Raw genomic sequence first — 22,908 nt, forward strand, 5'->3', positions numbered from 1 at the left:
AATAAAAAGACTCCAACCAAGTTCAAGGATTACGTTGTCACAAAAAAGTCACTTTCATTTAACAAAACTTTACAGTGTTAAAGCGAAAAGTATGTTACGATTAGGAAAAATAATGAGTTGGAGAGTTGAGTTTATGATAGAAGCTGAATACTACTGGAGAAATCGAGAGCTTCGACATCATGTAAACGTCATTGATGGCATCGAGGCACCGACATTAGTTTTAAAAAATAGTACCTATTTAAATACGTATACCAAGCAATGGCTGCAAGCAAACATTTGGGTGCATGATGATCGGATCGTTTACGTGGGAGAAATGCTACCTGAAAAACAGGATGCAGTAGAAATGATAGATTGTGAGGGGAAATACCTGGTGCCGGGGTACATCGAGCCACACGCACATCCATCGCAATTGTACAATCCGGAAGAATTGGCATATCATGCTGCGAAGACGGGAACAACGACACTAGTGAATGATAATTTATTATGGCGTTTTTTGTTGGACAAAAAGAAAGCGTTTTCTGTATTAGAAGCGTTTGATGAATTGCCAATATCAATGTACTGGTGGGCACGTTTCGATTCACAAACAGCGCTTAAGGATGAGGATGCGTTATTTAATACAAAGGAGGTCCTATCATGGCTGTTGCATCCATCCGTTGTACAAGGCGGTGAATTAACTTCTTGGCCGCGCTTATTGGATGGGGGTGACCGGTTACTTCACTGGATACAGGAAGCAAAGCGACATAGAAAACCTGTAGAAGGGCATTTCCCAGGCGCATCGGAAAAGACGTTAACGAAAATGAAACTGTTTGGTGTGAATGCGGATCATGAGTCGATGACAGGGGAAGAGGTGATGAAACGCCTGCAGTTAGGCTATCAGGTTGCTCTTCGCCATTCTTCGATCAGACCGGATTTGCCGAAGCTTATTGAAGAAATTGTAGAAGCAGATCTACCAACCTATGAAAATCTAACGATGACTACAGATGGATCAACACCAGAATTTTACGAAAATGGACTCTTAAATGTTTGTATTGAAATCGCTATTGATAAGGGGATTCCGTTAGAGGACGCCTATTTGATGGCAAGTTATAATGCGGCAAAGCATTTCCGGCTGGAAGAACAGCTTGGTAGTATTGCGCCTGGACGTATTGCACACATTAATATTTTACGCGAAAAAAGCGATCCGCATCCGGAAAGTGTCTTGGCAAAAGGACAGTGGATCGTCAAAGTAAATGAAGCGCAGACGATCTCATCATCTATAGAGTGGGAAAAATACGGCATCAAGCCTTTTTATGACGTAGATCTGAAGGAGACGGATTTACAATTTTCCGTTCCGATCGGTCTTGATATGGTAAATGAAGTTATTATAAAGCCATATGCCATTGAAATGGATATCACACCGGAAACATTACCTGCGAATAAAAATGATGCTTTTCTATTACTGATGGATCGCAATGGGAAATGGCGTGTAAACACGACGATTCGCGGGTTTACTAAAAAATTAGGAGGTTTGGCAAGTTCCTATTCCACCACGGGAGATCTCATCTTCATTGGAAAAAATAAATCTGATATGCTACTTGCAGGAAACCGCCTGAAAGAGATCGGTGGCGGAATCGTATTGGTTCATAATGAAGAAGTATTATTCGAATTGCCGCTTACGCTTGGAGGTGTCATGTTTGATGGAGAAATGCATACGTTAATTGAAAAAGAAAAGGAACTTAAAAGAATTTTATCGGAATTTGGCTATTCTCATCATGATCCGGTCTATACCATATACTTTTTGTCATCTACCCATCTTCCATATATTCGCATAACACAGCGAGGTATCATAGATATAAAGAAAAAAGAAGTGCTATTTCCAGCTACGATGCGTTAGAATATATGATAGAGTTTTGCATAGGTATCGAATAGAGGCTGTTCCATTTTGAACGAAACAGCAATCCAGAAACTTATGCAAAGGTGTTGGGAATATGCGAAGAACAGTTTATTTTGTACTGGTAGTGGTAGTGATACTTCTTACTGCTTGCTCCAATGAAGGAGATCACACGCAGGATAACGAGGCTAACAAGAATAAAGGGAAGGCAAACGCGGAAACGCCGGAGATACAGACCGATGAAGCGTCGGAGGCATTTGAAAATATGTTTCCGTTAACCGGGGAGAAGGCAAACGCGGAAGTTGATAATCGAATTGTTGGCGTCATGGTAAATAATCATGACGCGGCAAGACCACAATCCGGATTATCCCAGGCGGACATTGTTTTTGAAATTCTGGCTGAAGGGAATATTACACGTTTTTTAGCCCTTTATCAAAGTGAAATGCCAGAAGTAGTAGGACCTGTCCGAAGTGCGCGGGAATATTATTTTGAACTGGCGAATGAATATAACGCTTTATATGTCTATCACGGAGCGGCTGATTTTGTTGATGATATGATTGAAAATAGAGGGATTGAACATTTGGATGGTTCTATCTATGATAACAATGGTATTCTATTTAAGCGGGAGTCTTTTCGAAAGGCACCACATAATTCCTATTTACAAGTTGCAGCTGTTTATGACTACGCAGCGCAAAAGGGATATGCTACAACGGCTACTTATGATCACCTGCCCTTTTTAACGGAAGAAGAAGTGCAGGCTTTGTCGCAGGGAGATGCAAGACAAGTGGAAATCGCGTATGCAGATAACCCGGCGGAAATAGTAGGTTTCCATTATGATGACAACAGTGAAAAATATATAAGATATAATGGTCAGGAGAAAACCGTTGATTTAAATGCTAGTGATCCTATCGAGGTGGATAATGTATTTATGATAGAAGCTGAGCATGAAGTCATGGATGATGCAGGTCGTCGAGAAGTTGATCTAGTGTCCGGCGGGAATGGCTATCTAATCCAGAAAGGGAACATCAAGGAAGTTCAATGGGAGAATCAAAATGGAAGGATCATCCCGGTTAACGATGGTACTCCTGTTGGATTTGTTCCAGGTAAAACATGGGTCAACGTCGTCCCAACAAGCCCAGGAATAGGACAGGCTGTAAGCATATCAAACTAGTAAAGAGCAGGAGGAGTATGATTGCAAATTGATAAATTACGAGGAGAACAATTAAATCAGTTGTTTGACGCCATACTGTCATTAAAGGACCGGGAAGAATGCTATCAATTTTTCGATGATATTGCTACAATGTCAGAAATACATTCGATCTCCCAGCGTCTGCAAGTGGCAAAGATGCTAACAGAAGGGTATACGTATACGGTCATTGAAAATGAAACAAATGCATCAACGGCAACTATCTCGCGTGTGCGCAGAGCACTTAATTATGGAAGTGATGGCTACCAAATCGTATTGGATCGAATATTGGAAGAAAAATGAACGTGTCATGTTATGTCAGTCATAGCCCTATTAAAACCATTGCTGTGCGAGGATCATGTCATGTATAATGATGTACTGTGAATTAACCGCTGCCTATTAGGGTGGCGTTTTTTCGTGACTAGCGGTGACAAGGTATGTGTATCTAACGAACAATAAAGGAAATGAACTTAAAAAGCGAGATAATCGACGTGATCGTGCGAGGAATCAACCGCGCAGCTAAGGATCCCCCTACAAGCCCCCTAACATTAAAAAAGATTCACATATCCCTAAATTCCAAGCGCAATTTTTGGTATAATAATAAAAGGATTATCATATTGGAGGATTTGACCTTTGCAGACTACGTTGAACGAATGGAAGCACATATTTAAGCTCGATCCGGCCAAGGAAATTTCAGATGCGCATCTTGAGATGGTTTGTGAGTCAGGAACAGATGCAGTCATTGTTGGTGGAACAGATAATGTGACATTGGATGGCGTGCTTGATTTACTCATGCGCATTCGTCGCTATAGTGTCCCGTGCATATTGGAAATTTCTAGGATGGAGGCAATTGCTCCGGGGTTTGATTATTATTTTATCCCTATGGTGATGAATTCCAATGTGAAAAAGTGGATGATGGACATGCAGCATCAGGCGATTAAACAATACAGAGAACTGATGAATTGGAAGGACATATTTTTTGAAGGGTATTGTATTTTAAATAAAGACGCAAAAGCCTTCACCCATACGAACAGTTTTATGCCGGATGATGAGGACGTGATGGCATATGCTTATATGGCGGAGCATGTATTTCATTTGCCGATTTTTTATATGGAATACAGTGGAAAATATGGGGAACCTAAGCTTATTGAACAAGTGAAAAGGCAACTTGTATCTACATTGCTATTTTATGGTGGAGGGATCGAAAACGATTCTCAAGCACGTGAGATGAAAGAGCATGCGGATGTGATTATTGTAGGGAATCGTATTTATACAGATATAGAAGAAGCGCTTAAAACAGTGAAAGCAGTTAGATAATATTGGTTCAGAGAGCGGGTGTAAACATGAGCCAGACGATGGACGGCTTATTAAAAGGATTGAATAAAGAGCAACGTGATGCTGTTAAACATACAGACGGCCCTTTGCTTATTATGGCAGGTGCAGGAAGTGGGAAAACGCGAGTACTCACACATCGCATCGCTTATTTACTTGGAGAAAAGGATGTTTCGGCAAGAAATGTATTGGCAATTACATTTACCAATAAAGCTGCACGTGAGATGAAAGATCGTGTACGAAGATTAGTTGGCCCGGAGAGTGAGCAGATGTGGGTCTCCACGTTTCACTCCATGTGTGTACGCATATTGAGACGGGATATTGATCGAATTGGATACAATCGTAATTTTACAATTTTAGATAGTGGTGACCAGCTATCGGTAATCAAACAAGTTTTAAAAAACCTGAATATCGATGCGAAGAAATTTGACCCTAGGGCAATGCTGGGTCAAATTAGTGGGGCGAAAAATGAGCTGACGACACCGGAAGCGTATAGCAAAAATGTCGGCAATTTTTTCGAACGACAGGTTGCACAAATTTATGAAGCGTATCAGAAAATGCTGCAGAAAAATCAGTCTCTTGATTTTGATGATTTGATCATGCAGACGATTCAATTGTTTAAACGGGTTCCAGAAGTGCTGGAGTATTACCAGCGCCGTTTTCAATATATTCATGTTGATGAGTATCAGGATACCAACCACGCACAGTATTTCCTTGTGAAGCAATTAGCAAGCCGCTTTCAAAATCTATGTGTTGTCGGAGACTCGGATCAGTCGATCTACGGGTGGCGTGGTGCGGATATTGCGAACATCCTTTCGTTTGAAAAAGATTACCCGGCCGCACGTACTATTTTCCTGGAACAAAATTACCGTTCTACAAAGTCTATCCTTTCTGCAGCGAATGAAGTGATTCGAAATAATCCAGGACGTAAGCCGAAAAATCTATGGACGGAAAATCCGGACGGGAAAAATATTCATTATTATCAAGGCGCTACCGAGCAGGAAGAAGCATTGTTTGTTACAGATAAGATTCAGGAGCTTACAAGACAAGAAGATTATTCCTTAAACGATTTGGCGATTTTATATCGGACAAACGCGCAATCCCGTGCAATCGAGGATACGTTAATGAAGTCGGGAATTGCGTATCAAATGGTTGGTGGTACTAAGTTCTATGAGCGAAGAGAAATTAAGGATATGGTTGCCTATTTACGGTTAATTACAAATCCGAATGACGATATCAGTTTTGAACGTGTGGTTAATGTTCCGAAACGCGGGATTGGTAAAACATCGGTTGAAAAGTTACGTGAGTATGCGGCTGTTCACGATATTTCCTTTTATGAAGCCGTAAAAGAAGTTGATTTCACGGGAATTTCCAAAAAAGCTGCCAATGCATTAGCGGGATTTGGGAACCTGATTCAGACCTTATCCCAGCAGCAGGAGTTTTTAACAGCGACGGATATGGTTGAAGCCGTGCTTGAGCGGACAGGCTATGAAGAGATGTTACAAAATGAAAAAAGTCTTGAGGCACAAAGTCGTCTGGAAAACTTGGAAGAATTCAAGACAGTTACACAAGATTTTGAAAAGGCGGCAGAAGATAAAACACTTGTCGCTTTCTTGACCGATCTCGCACTAATCGCAGACCTTGATCGTGTGGACGAAGATGATGATCAAAATGAACCAAAGATTACCTTGATGACGTTGCACGCAGCAAAGGGCTTAGAATTTCCGGTTGTCTTTTTGATTGGATTGGAGGAAATGGTCTTTCCGCATAGCCGCTCCATGTTTGATGAGAAAGAAATGGAAGAGGAGCGTAGACTAGCTTATGTAGGGATTACCCGCGCTGAGCAGGAACTTTACTTAACGCATGCAAAAATGCGCACACTATATGGAAGAACAAATATGAATCCGATCAGCAGGTTCATTAATGAAATTCCGGAAGATTTAGTTGATGGTATGGAAGAGGCACAAGCAATGATGTTTGGTAGGGGATCTGAACAACAACCCAAAGAAGGCTCAGCACCTGCCAAACGAAAAGCAGAAAAAATACAAAAAACAACGGGAGCAGAAAGTGAGTCCTGGGGGCCCGGTGATAAAGCAAGCCATCATAAATGGGGTATCGGTACTGTTGTGAAAGTGGATGGTGAAGGTGACGGAATGGAACTTGATATTGCATTTCCAGCTCCTATAGGCATCAAACGAGTATTGGCTAAATTTGCCCCCATTACGAAACAATAGGAGGTGCTTGGTACGTGGACAAACAACAAGCTCAAGGGAAAGTCGCATACTTACGTGAACTACTTACACGTTATAATCATGAATATCATGTTCTTGATAACCCAAGCGTACCGGATTCGGAGTATGATCAGAAGTTACAGGAGCTCATTAAACTGGAGGAGGAATTCCCCGAGCTCGTTACACCTGATTCACCTACCCAACGTATTGGCGGCCAGCCGCTGGAAGGGTTTCAAAAAGTAAAACATAATGTAGCAATGATGAGCCTTGGTAATGCATTTAATGAAGCAGACTTACGTGCCTTTGCAAGGCGGGCGAATGAAGGTACAGATAGACCGATATCCTTTGTCTGTGAGCTAAAAATTGACGGTTTGGCCGTATCCCTAACCTATGAAAACGGGAAGTTTATTCGTGGAGCAACGCGGGGAGATGGTACGATAGGTGAAGATATTACCAGTAATTTAAGAACCATCCGCAGTATTCCATTGGCAATTCATGAACCAGGAACCATTGAGGTTCGCGGGGAAGCATTTATGCCTCATCAATCATTCCTTGCGTTGAATGAGGCAAAGGAAGCAAATGGGGAAGAACCTTTTGCGAACCCAAGAAATGCCGCAGCTGGCTCATTAAGACAACTCGATCCGAAAATCGCAGCAAAACGTAATTTGGATATATTTTTATATGGGGTTGGTGAATGGGAAAATAGTACATTAACAAAGCATAGTGAACGTCTTGAACGATTGCAGGAATTAGGACTGAAAACAAATCGAGAATGGAAAAAATGTGCTACGATTGAAGAAGTTATCGATTATGTCAACTACTGGACAGAAGAACGGCCCCATTTAAGTTATGAAATTGATGGGATTGTCGTTAAAATAGATGATCTTGATCAGCAGGAAGAATTGGGCTATACTGCTAAAAATCCGCGTTGGGCGATTGCATACAAATTTCCTGCTGAAGAAGTTATAACACGTCTCACAGCTATCGAGCTAAATGTTGGAAGAACCGGTGTAATTACACCAACTGCTATTCTTGATCCGGTTAAGGTGGCAGGTACAACGGTAGGGCGCGCATCCTTACATAATGAGGATTTAATCCGGGAAAAAGATATTCGTATCGGTGATACGGTCGTGATAAAAAAAGCGGGCGATATTATTCCCGAGGTGGTTCGTGTCGTGGAAGAGAAACGATCTGAAGGCACAAAAGAATATCATATGCCAGAAGCCTGTCCGGCATGCGGGAGTGAACTGGTCCGGTTGGAGGAAGAAGTGGCGCTAAGATGTATCAATCCAAATTGTCCAGCGCAACTAAAGGAAGGACTCATCCATTTCGTATCCCGTAACGCGATGAATATTGATGGGTTAGGTGAGAAGGTAATCATCCAGCTTTTCCAGGAAGAATTAATTCATACCATGGCTGATTTATATAGGTTAAACAAGGAAGATCTGCTTCAGCTGGAGCGTATGGGTGAAAAATCGGTTACGAATTTACTTGAAGCGATTGAAGCATCGAAAGGGAATTCATTGGAAAGACTCTTATTCGGCTTAGGGATTAGATTTATTGGGGCAAAAGCGGCCAAAACGATAGCTGCCCATTTTGAGACCATGGAAAACCTGCAGAAAGCATCCTACGAGGAACTTATTGCAGTCGATGAAATAGGGGACAAAATGGCCGATTCAATCGTACAGTATTTTTCTGAGCAGGAAGTCATTGATTTATTAGATGAATTACGCAATCTAAACCTTAATATGGAATATACAGGGCCGAAGCAAACTAAACAAGACAGCGTTTTTGCCGGTAAAACAGTTGTGATAACGGGAAGAATGGATGGATTTACAAGGGACGAGGCGAAAGCATTGGTAGAATCGATGGGCGGCTCTGTTACAGGAAGTGTAAGTAAGAATACAGATATACTTATTGCAGGTGAAGATGCTGGATCTAAGTATGATAAAGCTGAAAAACTTGGAATCACGATTTGGGATGAGGAACAGCTGCAAAAAGCAATTAAGGTTAGGAGCGAATTGCCATGAAGAAATTAAGTGTTTTGCTGGTGGGCACACTCCTGCTCATTACGAGCTGTGCACCGAATATAGGTAATGATGATGAAATTTCGCAAGATGAAGAATCAGAAGAGGAAACCGCAATCGTTCCAAGTAGTCAATTGACGGATGAGAGTTATCGGATGATCCTTCCATATGAACCCAGTGCAGCTAGAGGAGTAACTGTGAATCAGATTGCAAATCGCGTGGATATTGATGAGATGGAAGAAGGCTTAATGCGCCATTCCATGCAAGCATATGATCCGGAAGACCATTATTTTCAGGAGGGCCAATATATAACAGAGGATATGGTTCTGCAATGGATTGATGAGTTAAATCCGGATGTCGATGATGATGCAGACAAAGATGTTCATGAGGAAAACCCGCGTTATTTATCACATATTTTAGAGCAGAATTACTTAGTGCGTGGAGATGAAGACTCTGTTCATTTAGACGGAATCTCGATTGGACTTGCATTAAAGTCTGTTTATCAATTCGAGGCAGATGGGGCTGAGCATACGGAAGATATTCCGATGGATGAAATGATGGAGCAGGGAGAGGAAATGGCTCAATCCATATTGGAAGAGATGCGGCAAATAGAAGGACTGGAAAATGTCCCGATTATGTTTGGTATATACCGGGAAGAGGAGCAGAGTTCGCCTGTGCCTGGAAATTTTGTGGCTAAAACAAATGTAGACGGCGGAGATACGACCATCGGTAATTGGGATTCCATTGATGAAGAAACGGTCCTGTTTCCATCCGAAGAGGGACAGGAAGACTATTTTGATGACCATGAAATTGTCACGAGTTTTGGAAATGAAATTGCGGAATTCTTTCCTAACTATACAGGTATTATCGGGGAAGGCTTTTATATTAATGAAGAGTTACAAAAGCTGACAATCGAAATTCCGCTTGAATTCAATGCGAAGGCAGAGGTTATCGGATTTACGCAGTATACCAATGGGTTGGTTCAGGATATGTTTGCTGATTACTATGACTTGGAGATTAACATTACATCAAGTAACCAAATGGAAAGTCTTATTTACCGGGAAGCCGGAGAAGAATCGCCAACCGTTCATATTTATGATTAGAAGAAGTATGACCAGTCCATAAAACGCAATCGAAATTTTGTAAGGAAATAGTCTTACATGTAAAATCAGTCCTTTTTAGCAATTTCGCTTCAAAAATGGGCTGATTTTCCTCTATTAGGAAAATCGGAAATTTTTTAGGGTGTTTTTATGCTAAAAATCGTATATAATTGCTATGATTTTCCCAATATGAATTATCTGAAAGTATGTTATAATAGACACATATTAGAAAAACTTGGTAGCTACCAAGGAAATGAAATTCATGTGATGTTAGGGTGAGGACATTGGTAGAGATCGGATCCTTTATCAAATTACAACGACGCAAAAAGGAAATGACACAGGGAGAATTAGCGAAAGGCGTAGTTTCTTTGTCCTATTTATCCAAGATAGAAAATAAGAAAACAGAAGCAAGCCCGGAGGTCATCCAAATGCTATGTACCCGCCTGGGCATCCAATTAGACAACGAATTGGAAACGACGATTCAGGAAAAATGTAAAGAGTGGTACAGTATGTTATTTGCTGTAAATGATAAAGAAGAGATTATTGAGAAATACCATGAAGTGCAAGCCTTAATGGACACAAATCTCACGAATAGCTTATTATTGTTTGAGATTCATAAAGTGAGGTATTACCTGGTCCTGGGAGAATTTGAGAAAGCGTTGGATAAGATTAATGAGTTGAATGAAGTATCCAGTTCATTTGATAATTTACATCAGTTTTATTGGTTTAAGTTTCGCGGGAATTATAATTCTTTAAATGGTGATTTTAATGAGGCGATGAGACTATACAGATTAGCGGAGGAGAGGCAAAATCAATTTGAATTGGAAGATAAAGAATTAGGTGATTTGCAATATACGATTGCAGTAACGCATAGTAAGCTCCGAAACACCTTGGAAGTAATTGATTATGCAAGTAAGGCAATGGATATTTTTCAACGCGAATATAATTTTATTCGCTGTGCCCAGTGTCATATTTTATTAGGAATTTCATACTCTAGAATTAAGATGTACGATAAAGCTATTAAAAATTATAACATAGCAAAACACTTAGCCGAGTTAAATAAAAACAGACAAGTAATTCAATTGACGAATCATAATTTAGGATCGTTGTACTCCACAATTGGTAATACCGAAGAGGCCATTAAGTATTTTGTGAATGTAGTAGATGATATAGAAGTTCATTTGAATGAAAGACTTGCTGCAATCACCTCATTAATAAAAGAGTATTATAATATTAAGGATTATGAAAAAACAAGGTTTATGATTAATAAGGCGAAAGAGATATTAGATTTGGCAAAAGATGATTATTATTATCAACTATATAATTATATTATTCAAACATATACGTATGCCCTAAATAAAGAGCATGATAAGTTTAGATCGATAGTTACAGATAAATTTATACCTTACTTAAAGAAGCATAATGATTACGGTAATTTGGTTGTTTATTCAAATATGCTGGGTAGTCATTTTGAAGAGCTAGGTAAGTATAAAGAATCTGTTAAATACTATAAACTCGCGAATCAAACATATGAGGGGTTAATCAATATTTAAAGGGGGGATAAATATGAAGAAATTCTTAGTTTCTGTAGGATTAGGAACTGTTTTTGTAGCAAGCTTCTTATTCGCAGAAGACCATCAGTCAACTGATCTAACTATGAATGTAGAACCAAGTATTTTATCAGCTGACAGCCCTGCTGAATTGGCTATGAATGTAGAACCAAGTATTTTATCAGCTGACAGCCCTGCTGAATTGGCTATGAATGTAGAACCAAGTATTTTATCAGCTGACAGCCCTGCTGAATTGGCTATGAATGTAGAACCAAGCATTTTATCAGTTGACAGTCCTGCTGAATTAGCTATGAATGTAGAACCAAGTATTTTATCAGTTGACAGTCCTGCTGAATTGGCTATGAATGTAGAACCAAGCATTTTATCAGTTGACAGTCCTGCTGAATTAGCTATGAATGTAGAACCAAGTGTCTTATCAGTCGAACAACCTAGCGCCCTTTTATAAATGTTGAAGGATGCTAGTCCGTAATTTTTTTACCCTATTACTATATGATGGAGTTGCCTGAAATAGTGTGGAAGCTATTTCAGGCCTTTTTTTGTTTTCATCAAGCAGAAACCGAAATCAACCAATTAGTTGCGAAAGCATGTCTAATTCTGCTATTATCAATAGTATTGTGAGAGTTATCTAAGGCCCTTTTTTGGAGGTGTAGGATATGACAGATATTTCAAAGGATCAGGTGAAGCATGTCGCGCATTTGGCACGGCTTGCAGTTAGTGATGAAGAAGCGGAAAAACTGACAACGGAATTAGGATCCATGATTCATTTTGCGGATCAGTTAAATGAACTCGATACAACAGATATCGAACCAACTATTTATGATCAAGAACATTTGAATGTATTGCGCAAGGACGAGCCGAAACGATGGACAAAGAAAGAGGAAGCATTGAAAAACGCTCCCGACAAACAGGCTGGTCATTTCAAAGTGCCATCGATATTGGAGTAGGGAGGATAGATTATGTCATTATTTGACTACAGTATAAAGGAATTAGAAGAAAAGCTACATACGAAAGAGATCTCAGTAGAAGACCTGGTCGATATTTCTTATAATCGTATTAGAGAAGTAGATGATCAAGTGAAGGCCTTTTTGACATTGAATGAAGAAAAAGCACGCGGGCAAGCGAAGGAACTTGATAAAACGGCAAGTGATGACCGGTTGAATCGTCTGTTCGGGATGCCAAGTGGTATTAAAGATAACATCGTCACAATGGGTCTTCGGACAACTTGTGCGAGTCAATTTTTAAGAAACTTTGACGACCCGCTCTATGATGCAACTGTGATGAATAAGTTAAACGCGGAAAAAGCGATTACAATTGGAAAACTGAATATGGACGAATTTGCTATGGGTTCTTCCAACGAAAACTCAGGATTTGATGCTGCGCGTAATCCATGGAATACCGATTATGTACCAGGTGGATCCAGTGGTGGTTCCGCTGCTTCCGTAGCAGCCGGAGAAGTGGTATTTAGTTTAGGGTCAGATACAGGTGGATCGATTCGTCAACCAGCATCATTTTGTGGTGTGGTAGGCATGAAACCAACGTATGGTCGCGTTTCGCGTTTTGGCTTGGTTGCATTTGCATCATCCCTTGATCAAATCGGACCGGTCACTCGTACAGTAGAGGATAATGCGAGGGTACTTGAAGTAATCTCAGGCTATGATACAAATGACTCCACAAGTGCGGATGTGGAAGTGCCGGCGTTTACGGATGCTCTGACCAATGATATAAAAGGATTGAAAATAGCCGTACCAAAAGAATATCTTGGTGAAGGTGTCTCCGAAGAAGTGAAAGAATCCGTGAAACGGGCGCTGGATGTATATGAGTCATTGGGGGCTTCGTGGGAAGAAGTTTCCCTGCCGCATACGAAGTACGCCATTTCCGCTTATTATATTATCGCGTCATCAGAAGCGTCTGCGAACCTTGCCCGTTTTGACGGTGTACGTTATGGAACACGTTCATCGAATGCTACCAATATGATGGATATGTTCAAACTGTCTCGCAGTGAAGGCTTCGGAGAAGAAGTAAAACGGCGTATTATGTTGGGGACATTTGCACTTAGCTCCGGCTATTATGATGCCTATTACAAAAAAGCACAAAAAGTACGTACACTATTTAAAAATGATTTTGATGCGGTCTTTAACGATTATGATGTCGTAATCGGTCCAACAACCCCAACGCCTGCATTTAAGATTGGGGAAAAGACTGATGATCCATTGACCATGTATACCAATGATATTTTAACGATTCCAGTGAATTTGGCAGGTTTACCGGGGATCTCACTCCCTTGTGGATTTTCCGATGATGGACTCCCATTCGGCCTGCAAATTATTGGAAAACATTTTGATGAGCGTACCGTCTATCAGGCGGCATATGCGTATGAACAAGCAACAGATCACCATACAAAACGACCTCAATTAGGAGGTGCCAATGCATAATGAATTTTGAAACAGTTATTGGACTTGAAGTTCATGTGGAATTAAAAACAAAATCGAAAATATTTAGTCCCAGTCCAAATAATTTCGGTGCTGAACCGAATACAAATGTGAATCCAATTGATTTAGGTTATCCGGGCACACTTCCTGTGGTAAACGAAGAAGCGATTAATTTCGCTATGAAAGCTGCGATGGCATTAAACTGCGAAATCGCGGAATATACGAAATTTGACCGGAAAAACTATTATTATCCGGATAATCCAAAGGCCTATCAGATTTCTCAATTTGATAAACCAATAGGAGAAAACGGTTGGATCGAAGTCGAAGTTCATGGGAAGAAAAAGCGTCTCGGGATTACACGCCTGCACCTTGAAGAAGATGCAGGTAAATTGACCCACGGGGAAGACGGCTATTCCTTCATCGATTTTAACCGGCAAGGCACGCCATTAATTGAAATTGTATCGGAGCCGGATATGAGCACACCGGAAGAAGCGTATGCATATTTGGAGAAGCTGAAAAATATCATACAGTATACAGGTGTGTCCGACGTGAAAATGGAAGAAGGGTCCTTGCGATGTGATGCTAATATTTCACTAAGACCAATTGGTCAGGAAACATTCGGAGAAAAAGTGGAATTGAAAAACCTGAATTCCTTTGCCTTTGTACAAAAAGGGCTTGAATTTGAAGAAAAACGTCAGGAGAAAGCGTTATTATCCGGTGGAGAGATTCTGCAGGAGACACGGCGCTATGACGAGAAGACGAAAGAAACGATTCTCATGCGTGTAAAAGAAGGATCTGATGACTACCGTTACTTCCCGGAACCAGATCTTTTGCCGCTATTTATTGATGAGGAATGGAAAGAACGAATCCGGGGAGAAATTCCGGAGCTTCCGGATGCAAGGAAAGAACGCTACATGGAGGAACTGGGATTGTCGGAATATGATGCTGCTGTTTTAACGAATTCCAAGCAGATGGCTGACTTTTTCGAAGAGGCAGTACAGCATGGTGCCGCTATTAAGCAGGCTTCAAACTGGTTAATGGGTGAAGTTTCGGCCTACATGAACAAGCACCAGAAAGAGCTTAACGACCTACAGGTAACTCCTCAAAGTTTAGCCGACATGATTCAATTGATCGAGGATGGCACGTTATCTTCGAAGATGGCGAAGAAGGTGTTCGCTGAATTAGTTGAAAATGGCGGTGATCCGGAGACAATTGTGAAAGAAAAAGGACTTGTCCAAATTTCCGATGAAGGTCAGTTAAAAGAAATTATCTCGGGTGTTCTGGATGAAAATGAACAATCCATCAGTGATTACAAAGATGGCAAAGGAAAAGCGTTAGGCTTCCTTGTCGGACAGGTTATGAAAGCAAGCAAAGGTCAGGCCAATCCACCTATGGTTAATAAGATTCTTGTAGAAGAAATCGATAAACGATAATTTTGGAACGGTTTCCTTTCTTAGACGTGTAGTTCTGTGATCTTAACCCCTTTTCAAATTGCGTAAAAAGGGCTATGATAGTTTTTGGCAGTCCTTACTGCATAAGTGCAACTAAGAGGCTGGGTCAAAACAAACGTGTTTTATTAAAAAGACGAACATTACCAAACTTAGCGTAGGAAATATGCGGAGACTCCAGCGGGAGAAAAGGCATAGGTGAGACACTTAAAGACGCGGGTAGCAATCTTTTTTGCGAGGAGTGCTGCCCCTCGAAGTCACTTGCAACACGAAGCGCACAAGGGGTCTCACCAGCCGCCCTAAGGTGCGTGACGTATATTTTTAGAAGCGATGTATGGTCAGAATTTATTTGTTAAAAACATTTTTGTCCCAGCCTCATGTTTACTAAGATGTAACGTATATAATAACAAAAAGCAGCCCTGCATGATGAAAGTAATGGGGAGGGAACATAATGCGAAAAGCCCGAATCATTTATAATCCGACATCCGGTCGAGAAATTTTTAAAAAAGAATTACCTACTGTGTTGGAACGACTTGAAATTGCTGGGTATGAAACATCTGCCCATGCGACAACCCGTGAAGGCGATGCAACAGATGCTGCTAGAGCGGCTGTAGAACGGAAATATGATCTAATTGTTGTTGCTGGAGGAGATGGCACGATTAATGAAGTGATCAATGGTATAGCAGAGCAAGCGAACAGACCGAAACTTGGTATTATTCCAGGTGGAACGACGAACGACTTTGCTCGTGCATTAAACATTCCGCGTGATATTCAGAAAGCGGTTGATATCATTTTAGCGGATCAATCGATGTTTTTAGATATTGGAAAAGTAAATGGTCATTATTTCATGAATATTGCCGGTGGCGGAAAGTTAACGGAGCTTACTTATGATGTTCCAAGTAAGTTAAAAACAATGCTTGGCCATCTTGCTTATTATGTCAAAGGGATCGAGATGCTTCCATCCTTAAAGCCCATACAGACCAAAATAGAATATGATGGGAATGTCATTGATGAAGACATCATGCTGTTTCTAGTAGCTAACACGAATTCGGTCGGTGGGTTTGAAAAGCTTGCACCAGATGCCAAACTTAATGATGGTTATTTTGATTTACTGATTTTACGTAAGACGAATTTGGCAGACTTTATTCGAATTGCAACACTGGCATTGCGTGGTCTCCATTTGGAAAGTGAAAACATCATTTATGTACAAGCTAAAAATATAAACGTGTCAACAGATGAAAAAATGCAATTAAATATAGATGGGGAATTTGGTGGGTTGCTGCCAGGAGAATTCGTCAATCTGCAGCAGCATATTGAATTACTGGTATCGGATAAACTTCTAGAGAAAGAAGACTACTAACGGCGTAGTCTTTTTTCTTTATAACCCGGATATGATAAGATAAAATTCACTTGTTAACGTAAAGGAAGATAAATATGGCAAAACAAACAGCTCCAGTAAAAAAGAATGAAACAATCACCCTTCGTTTTGAAGATCTGACGCATGAAGGAAATGGTGTAGGTAAAATCGAAGGCTATCCACTATTTGTCCCATACGGATTACCTGGGGAAGAAGCAACCGTGAAAGTAGTTAAAGTGAATAAAAATTTCGGATTTGGGAAATTGCTTAAGGTTACAAAATTAAGCCCACATCGGATCGAACCAACCTGTCATGTTCATTGTGGCGGATGCCAACTACAGCATATGAGTTACGAGCTTCAGCTGCAAATGAAACAAGATCACGTCCATAATGTGATGAAAAAGATTGCTCATTTCGAACAAGTTCCGATCCAACCTATAATAGGGATGGAGGAACCATCTCATTATCGTAATAAGGTACAGATTCCTGTAGGCGAACAAAATGGAGAGCTTATCACCGGCTTTTATCAAAAGAGAAGTCATCGAATTCTGCAAAATCAAGATACATGCTATATGCAAGATGAGGCAATGAATGAAATACTACCATTTACACGCCAACTAATGAATAAATATGGCATTCAGGCGTATGATGAAACGTCTCACCGTGGGCAATTACGCCATATTATGGTACGTACTGGGCATCATACGAAGGATGTAATGATCGTTTTTGTGACGAAAACAGCAAGTTTCCCGGAGAAAGATAGAATCACAGAGGAGTTAACCAATCAATTTCCACAAGTGAAATCGATTGTTCAAAATATAAATGATCAACGAACCAATGTCGTGCTAGGTAAGAAAACGAAAGTCCTTTGGGGAGATCATTATATTTACGATAAGATTGGAGATCTTACCTTTGCCATTTCTCCTAAATCTTTCTTCCAGGTCAATCCAGTACAAACAAAGGTATTGTATGACAAAGCACTGGAATATGCCAATATGGATAAGGATGATGTTGTTGTCGATGCGTACTGTGGTATTGGGACTATTTCGTTATTCTTAGCGCAAAAGGCGAAGAAAGTATATGGGATTGAAATGGTTCCAGAGGCAATTAAGGATGCGAACATGAATGCAGCATTAAATGGAAGAAACAATGTGGAATTTGCTGTTGGCCAAGCAGAGAAAGTCATGCCGAAGTGGAAAGAGCAAGGCTTAGACCCTGACCTTATTGTCGTAGACCCACCACGAAAAGGCTGCGATATTGATTTTCTGGAGGCAATGATGGCGATGAAGCCAAAGCGAATTGTTTATGTATCCTGCAATCCGTCGACGTTAGCACGTGACCTTCGTATCCTTGAAGATGGAGGATATGAAACGAAACAAGTGCAGCCAATAGATATGTTTCCGAATACCAGTCATGTAGAGTGTGTCGTTTCAATAGAACGGAAAATGATGTAGAGACAAAACTAAACCTTTCTTTTCAAGGTGTTTCACAAGTGTGTGTACGCTCAAATGATGAAAATAAGTTCAAAAGTTTATAGATTGTTGGTATTAATGCTGATTGTACTATCTTTTTAAGCGATTTAACATTAGTATCCATGCTCTCAAAGAAAACAACCCATATAAATCCTGTTATGTTTATTGTTTTATGTAGGGTGGAATAGTAAAAGGAATACGATTTGATTAAGATAAGCAGAATCAAGGAGGACATAAAATGAAACAAGAACAATTAATCCTACAAGAGCGTCCAAATGGATTGCCAAATGAAAATACATTTCAATTTAAAACGATCGAGGTTGCTGAGCCGGCAGAAAACGAGGTTTTACTGAAAACCCTATATGTTTCTGTCGATCCGTATATGCGAGGGAGAATGTCTGATGCACCGTCATATGTAGCTCCGTTTGAAGTTGGATCCCCTTTAGCAGGTGGGATAGTCAGTCAGGTGGTCAAATCCAATAGTGAACAATTGATGGAAGGAGACTTGGTGACGGGAAATCTTGAATTTCAACAATATAATGTTGTAACAACAGATCAGATTCGAAAGGTCAGCACGAAAGCTTTAAGTCCCAGCAGTGCACTTAGTGTATTAGGTATGCCTGCATTGACTGCTTATTTTGGAATGATGCATATTGGAGAACCTAAAGCGGGGGAGACCGTCGTTGTGTCCGGTGCTGCAGGAGCAGTAGGACAAATCGCTGGACAATTGGCAAAAAGGGCTGGAGCTCGTGTCGTCGGAATTGTTGGATCAGAGAAAAAAGCAACATACATCACAGAAACACTTGGATATGACGCAGCCGTGGAATATAAAAAAGGGGATGTCCGTGGGCAGTTAAAAGAGACCTGTCCGGATGGGATAGATGTCTATTATGAAAATGTTGGAGGTGACATCTCAGATGCAGTCTGGCCTTTATTAAATGTCTTCGCTCGTGTACCTGTATGTGGCGCGATCTCTGCTTACAATCTGAAAGAGGGAGAGAAAGATATAGGTTTGCGTGTTCAACAGTTTCTTATTAAATCACGTGTTAAAATGCAAGGGTTACTTGTCGGGGATTTTGCAGCATACAATGATGAAGCCTATCAAGTACTGGAAGAAGCAGTTTCTAATGATGAGCTGACATTTGAAGAGACCATTCATGAAGGATTTCACGCTATTCCGGATGCATTTCTAGGACTGTTTTCCGGAGAAAATATCGGTAAGCAGCTTGTAAAGGTTGCTGATGAGGATTAAGCTTATTTGCTTTTATGCTGAGTAACTGTAGTTTCAGGGTGTTCCGGGATCTTCATTGACCTTGTCCTTTTTTCTCAAATACTTATACCAAATAAATAAAACTCCAAACCGTCTGATCCATGATTCATCATATGTGGATTGGCGGTTTTTTAATTATATAAGCAACCCCACCATAAAATCTGTTCTATGTAGAAATAGCGTTGCGGAATAAATGTTTTTCCTCCTAGAACATTAAGATAAGGGAAGAAGTACATACTAACCATGAAAGCAGTATTAAATATGGAAGGGGTAAACCAATGCTTGACGAAAGTACGATAAAAATAGTTAAATCAACTGCTCCGCTGTTACAGGAGCACAGTAAGGAGATTGGCAAAAGGTTTTATGAATTGTTATTTTCACGCGTGCCGGAGTTGTACAACATGTTCAATCAAACCAATCAAAAACGCGGTTTCCAACAGGAAGCATTAGCCTATGGCGTTTATTTAGCTGGGGCAAATATTGACAATTTAAAAGCAGTCGAAACAATGGTGGAAAGAGTGACGGAAAAGCATCGGGCATTGGGTGTGCAGGCCGAGCAATATCCGATAGTTGGCGAAAATTTAATCGAGGCTGTAAAAGATGTTCTCGGTGATGCGGCAACGGATGAAGTTATTGAGGCTTGGGAGAAAGCTTACCAAGCCATTGCAGATTTTTTTATTGATATAGAGAATAAACTTTACAAACAGACCGAGTTGCAGCCAGGTGGCTGGGTTGGCAACCGTTCTTTCTATGTAGCTCAAAAAGTGAAAGAGAGTGATGTGATTACTTCTTTCTATTTAAAGCCTGAAGATGGAAAGAGAATTCCTGTCTATAATCCTGGTCAGTACCTTACAATACAGGCAGATATCAAGGGCGAAAAATATTTTCATATGAGACATTATAGCTTGTCAGATGCCCCCAATCATGAATATTACCGGATTAGTGTTAAGCGTGAAGATGCCCTTAACGGTGCACCTGCTGGAATTGTATCGAATTACCTCCATCATGAAGTTGCAGTAGGAGACGTACTGCCTATTAGAGCCCCGGCTGGTGATTTTACGTTTAAAACAGAAGGACAACCGATTGTTTTGCTTAGTGGGGGAGTTGGGATTACGCCAATGATGAGTATGTTCAATACGTTGGTTGAGACTCACTCTGACCGCGAAATCACATTTATCCATGCAGCTGCGAATAGTAAAGTTCATGCGATGAGAGAACATGTGGAAGAATTAGTGAAGGAACACAAGAATATAACTTCCTTTGTATGCTATTCTGCCCCAACTGAACAAGACCGATCCGAAAAGCGTTATGATAAAGAGGGTTTTATTAACTTGAACTGGTTAAAAACTGTTTTATCCGATAATCGGAAAGACTTTTATTTTTGCGGTCCGCTTCCCTTCTTAAAAGCTATAAACGGTGCACTTAAGGAATGGGGCGTACCAAAAGAAAAACGTACTTATGAATTATTCAGTCCTATCAGTACAATCGAAGAAGCATAGGTCAGGAGGAGTTTATGTCATTGTAACATTCGCCCAAATGAAACAAAGAGGACATCCTTTATTTATTTTAGTTTAAGAAAGACAGCTTAAATAAGACGTAGCTCTAATTATTATTCAATCAAATGCTACAACAACTCATTTCAAGTAATAGATGAGCCTGTTTGTTTGAAAACGTAAATAGAAGGGAAGAAATACAATGTGAATATTATGGTGATATACAACCATCCTCTTCTTGTTAAGAGGTTAACGCTATGCAAAGGAGCGAATGGAAATGGCGAATAGTAAGATTAAATTAAAGAAAAAAGAATTAGTCGCGAATGATACCATGGCTTTCCACTGGGAAATGCCAGAAGGATTTGAATTTAAAGCTGGTCAGCTTACTCATATCAAATTGATTAATCCGAGTGAGATCGATGAAGAAGGGACGAAACGGGCGTTGTCACTCGTTTATGCGCCGAGTGAAAATGAATTGGTCACAGCTACTCGCCTGAGGGATTCAGCGTTTAAGCGGGTTTTAAAAGATTTGCCAGAAGGTAGTGAAGTAGCATTTGATGGGGCGAACGGAAGCTTTACCCTGCATAAAACGGAATCAACCCCGGCTGTATTTATCATTGGCGGCATTGGTATTACACCTATCCGAAGCATGATTGCGGAGGCTACAAATCAGCAAACGGATCATGAACTTACGTTGCTGTACTCGAATAAAACACCAGATGATGCTCCGTTTCTATCTGATCTTGAGAATATGGAAAAACAAAATCCAAATTTCAAGTTTGTTCCTGTCATGACGAGATCAAGTGCGGATGAGTGGAATGGGGAACTGGGCCACATTGATGCAGACATGCTTAAACGACATGTTTCAGATATAAATAAACCAATCTATTATTTGTCCGGTCCTGGAAATATGGTAGAAGCAATGCAGAAAATGCTTGTTGAAGCCGGTGTAAATGAAGATAATATTCGTACAGAAGAGTTTGCAGGATATTAAGAAAAGAAAACCAGTTTATCCGATAAGTAACATTACTTTATGCCATGTTCAAGTATAATACTGTGAAAATAGTCATGTGAGCAAGAAATGTCTGCATGGTTGTTTTATGAATGTGGCAAGGACGCAAACAGTTATGGAAATGGGATCACCATCCTGTTTTTACCCGTCGTTTTAACTAAACCAATGGGATTACAATAAAAATGAAATGGCATTCTATGGGAAGTTTTCTCCTGTGGAATGCTATTTTTTTATGTAATGCTTCCGTCTAGGGTATTTAGAGCATGAAATTCTTGAACTTCATGCTCCTCGCTGCCTGTAGCCAACTAAATGTTAATGCTTCCCCGGTGCAATCCCTTTAATGAGCATCTCCGTCCATTCTTCTGTATAGGGGGCGATTTTCTCATAAATTTGCGGCTTGGAAATGCCTTCTACAATCGCCTGGAAATACAGCAGCAGAAATTCATCCGAATATTTCAAGTCCACTTTTCCCTCTTTACGCCCCCGATGAAATAAATCCAATAACATGCCGTAATTGACTTCATTAAATTTCTGCATCATCAAAGACTGGCCTGCATCGTCCTTTTTCGTAAAGAAATCCATCATTCTCATATAGAATTGATGATTGATTTTATCTAAATAGCCGATTTTATTTTGGCTCAATGCAATTAGCGTTTCTTCAAACGATTTATTTTCAGCTACAATTTCTCTGGCACCGGTAATTAGTTGATCAATAAAATGCTGGTAAACTTCATGGATAAGATTATCTTTGCTGCCAAAATATTTAAAAAGGGTAGCTTTACCGACATTTGCTCGTTGAGCGATTTCTTCCATGGTTACATTTCCGGCATCATCATCTTTATTCATCAACTCAAAAGTGGCATCTAAAATTTTCTTTTTCTTTTCTTCTGTTCGTTTTTCAAAACCATTCACATGTATGACCCGCTTTCTTTGAACATTCATTAAAAAATTTTGTTTCAATGAACGTATCTCTTCCTATTTATTATATCTGTCTAATTATGAACTGGCAAATAAAAAATAGTATATATTATATTGACTTCATGGATAAAAGAGAATAAAATTGAACCATAAAGTAGTTATATGGTTTAAAACTTTTTATTTAATGTGTTA

18 protein-coding genes are annotated in these 22,908 nt (G+C 40.1%); 17 read left to right on the forward strand and 1 reads right to left on the reverse strand.

Annotation, left to right across the window (positions count from 1 at the left end):
- The first annotated feature begins 133 nt into the window (after positions 1–133).
- The 17 genes from KFZ56_RS06205 to KFZ56_RS06285 all read left to right on the forward strand — a co-directional run bounded on the left by KFZ56_RS06205 (position 134) and on the right by KFZ56_RS06285 (position 21,780).
- A complete protein-coding gene (locus tag KFZ56_RS06205) occupies positions 134–1,873 on the forward strand; it encodes an adenine deaminase C-terminal domain-containing protein (protein ID WP_222640970.1) in 1,740 nt (579 codons plus the stop codon).
- 94 nt (positions 1,874–1,967) lie between these two features.
- Positions 1,968–3,041: a DUF3048 domain-containing protein gene (locus tag KFZ56_RS06210; protein WP_222640971.1), complete on the forward strand. Its 1,074-nt coding sequence runs from the start codon at positions 1,968–1,970 to the stop codon at positions 3,039–3,041.
- 21 nt (positions 3,042–3,062) lie between these two features.
- Complete coding sequence (locus KFZ56_RS06215) at positions 3,063–3,359, forward strand: YerC/YecD family TrpR-related protein (protein ID WP_222640973.1); 297 nt, start codon at positions 3,063–3,065, stop codon at positions 3,357–3,359.
- Between the two features lie 330 nt (positions 3,360–3,689).
- Positions 3,690–4,373 carry a heptaprenylglyceryl phosphate synthase gene (gene pcrB, locus KFZ56_RS06220; RefSeq protein WP_222640975.1) on the forward strand — a complete coding sequence of 228 codons (684 nt, stop codon included), beginning with the start codon at positions 3,690–3,692 and terminating at the stop codon, positions 4,371–4,373.
- Between the two features lie 26 nt (positions 4,374–4,399).
- Entirely contained in the window at positions 4,400–6,622 is a 2,223-nt protein-coding gene (pcrA, locus tag KFZ56_RS06225; protein WP_222640977.1) for a DNA helicase PcrA, read from the forward strand.
- A gap of 14 nt (positions 6,623–6,636) precedes the next feature.
- Complete coding sequence (gene ligA / locus KFZ56_RS06230; RefSeq protein ID WP_222640978.1) at positions 6,637–8,649, forward strand: NAD-dependent DNA ligase LigA; 2,013 nt, start codon at positions 6,637–6,639, stop codon at positions 8,647–8,649.
- The gene (locus tag KFZ56_RS06235; RefSeq protein ID WP_222640979.1) at positions 8,646–9,749 is read left to right on the forward strand and encodes a CamS family sex pheromone protein; all 1,104 of its coding nucleotides are present in this window, start codon (positions 8,646–8,648) and stop codon (positions 9,747–9,749) included. The genes ligA and KFZ56_RS06235 overlap by 4 nt, the downstream gene beginning before the upstream one ends.
- 272 nt (positions 9,750–10,021) lie before the next feature.
- On the forward strand, positions 10,022–11,299 hold the full coding sequence (locus KFZ56_RS06240) for a helix-turn-helix domain-containing protein (RefSeq protein WP_309228259.1): 1,278 nt from the start codon (positions 10,022–10,024) through the stop codon (positions 11,297–11,299).
- Between the two features lie 13 nt (positions 11,300–11,312).
- Complete coding sequence (locus KFZ56_RS06245; RefSeq protein ID WP_222640981.1) at positions 11,313–11,762, forward strand: hypothetical protein; 450 nt, start codon at positions 11,313–11,315, stop codon at positions 11,760–11,762.
- A 208-nt stretch (positions 11,763–11,970) separates the two neighbouring features.
- Positions 11,971–12,261: an Asp-tRNA(Asn)/Glu-tRNA(Gln) amidotransferase subunit GatC gene (gene gatC, locus KFZ56_RS06250; protein WP_222640982.1), complete on the forward strand. Its 291-nt coding sequence runs from the start codon at positions 11,971–11,973 to the stop codon at positions 12,259–12,261.
- A gap of 12 nt (positions 12,262–12,273) precedes the next feature.
- Positions 12,274–13,749 carry an Asp-tRNA(Asn)/Glu-tRNA(Gln) amidotransferase subunit GatA gene (gene gatA, locus KFZ56_RS06255; RefSeq protein WP_222640983.1) on the forward strand — a complete coding sequence of 492 codons (1,476 nt, stop codon included), beginning with the start codon at positions 12,274–12,276 and terminating at the stop codon, positions 13,747–13,749.
- Positions 13,749–15,179 carry an Asp-tRNA(Asn)/Glu-tRNA(Gln) amidotransferase subunit GatB gene (gatB, locus tag KFZ56_RS06260; RefSeq protein ID WP_222640985.1) on the forward strand — a complete coding sequence of 477 codons (1,431 nt, stop codon included), beginning with the start codon at positions 13,749–13,751 and terminating at the stop codon, positions 15,177–15,179. The genes gatA and gatB overlap by 1 nt, the downstream gene beginning before the upstream one ends.
- Before the next feature lie 466 nt (positions 15,180–15,645).
- Entirely contained in the window at positions 15,646–16,554 is a 909-nt protein-coding gene (locus tag KFZ56_RS06265; protein ID WP_222640986.1) for a diacylglycerol kinase, read from the forward strand.
- Positions 16,555–16,628: 74 nt separating this feature from the next.
- On the forward strand, positions 16,629–18,005 hold the full coding sequence (rlmD, locus tag KFZ56_RS06270; RefSeq protein WP_222640987.1) for a 23S rRNA (uracil(1939)-C(5))-methyltransferase RlmD: 1,377 nt from the start codon (positions 16,629–16,631) through the stop codon (positions 18,003–18,005).
- Between the two features lie 256 nt (positions 18,006–18,261).
- Entirely contained in the window at positions 18,262–19,275 is a 1,014-nt protein-coding gene (locus KFZ56_RS06275) for an NADP-dependent oxidoreductase (protein ID WP_222640988.1), read from the forward strand.
- A 296-nt stretch (positions 19,276–19,571) separates the two neighbouring features.
- Positions 19,572–20,792, forward strand: a complete 1,221-nt coding sequence (gene hmpA / locus KFZ56_RS06280; protein ID WP_222640989.1) for an NO-inducible flavohemoprotein — start codon at positions 19,572–19,574, stop codon at positions 20,790–20,792.
- A 271-nt stretch (positions 20,793–21,063) separates the two neighbouring features.
- On the forward strand, positions 21,064–21,780 hold the full coding sequence (locus tag KFZ56_RS06285; protein ID WP_222640990.1) for an FAD-dependent oxidoreductase: 717 nt from the start codon (positions 21,064–21,066) through the stop codon (positions 21,778–21,780).
- A gap of 330 nt (positions 21,781–22,110) precedes the next feature.
- On the opposite strand, the gene KFZ56_RS06290 is transcribed toward KFZ56_RS06285, so the two are convergent.
- Complete coding sequence (locus KFZ56_RS06290) at positions 22,111–22,758, reverse strand: TetR/AcrR family transcriptional regulator (RefSeq protein ID WP_255584878.1); 648 nt, start codon at positions 22,756–22,758, stop codon at positions 22,111–22,113.
- Positions 22,759–22,908: the final 150 nt, after the last annotated feature.

This window comes from Virgibacillus sp. NKC19-3, from assembly GCF_019837165.1.
In the GTDB taxonomy this organism is placed as follows: Bacteria; Bacillota; Bacilli; order Bacillales; family Amphibacillaceae; genus Virgibacillus_L; species Virgibacillus_L saliphilus.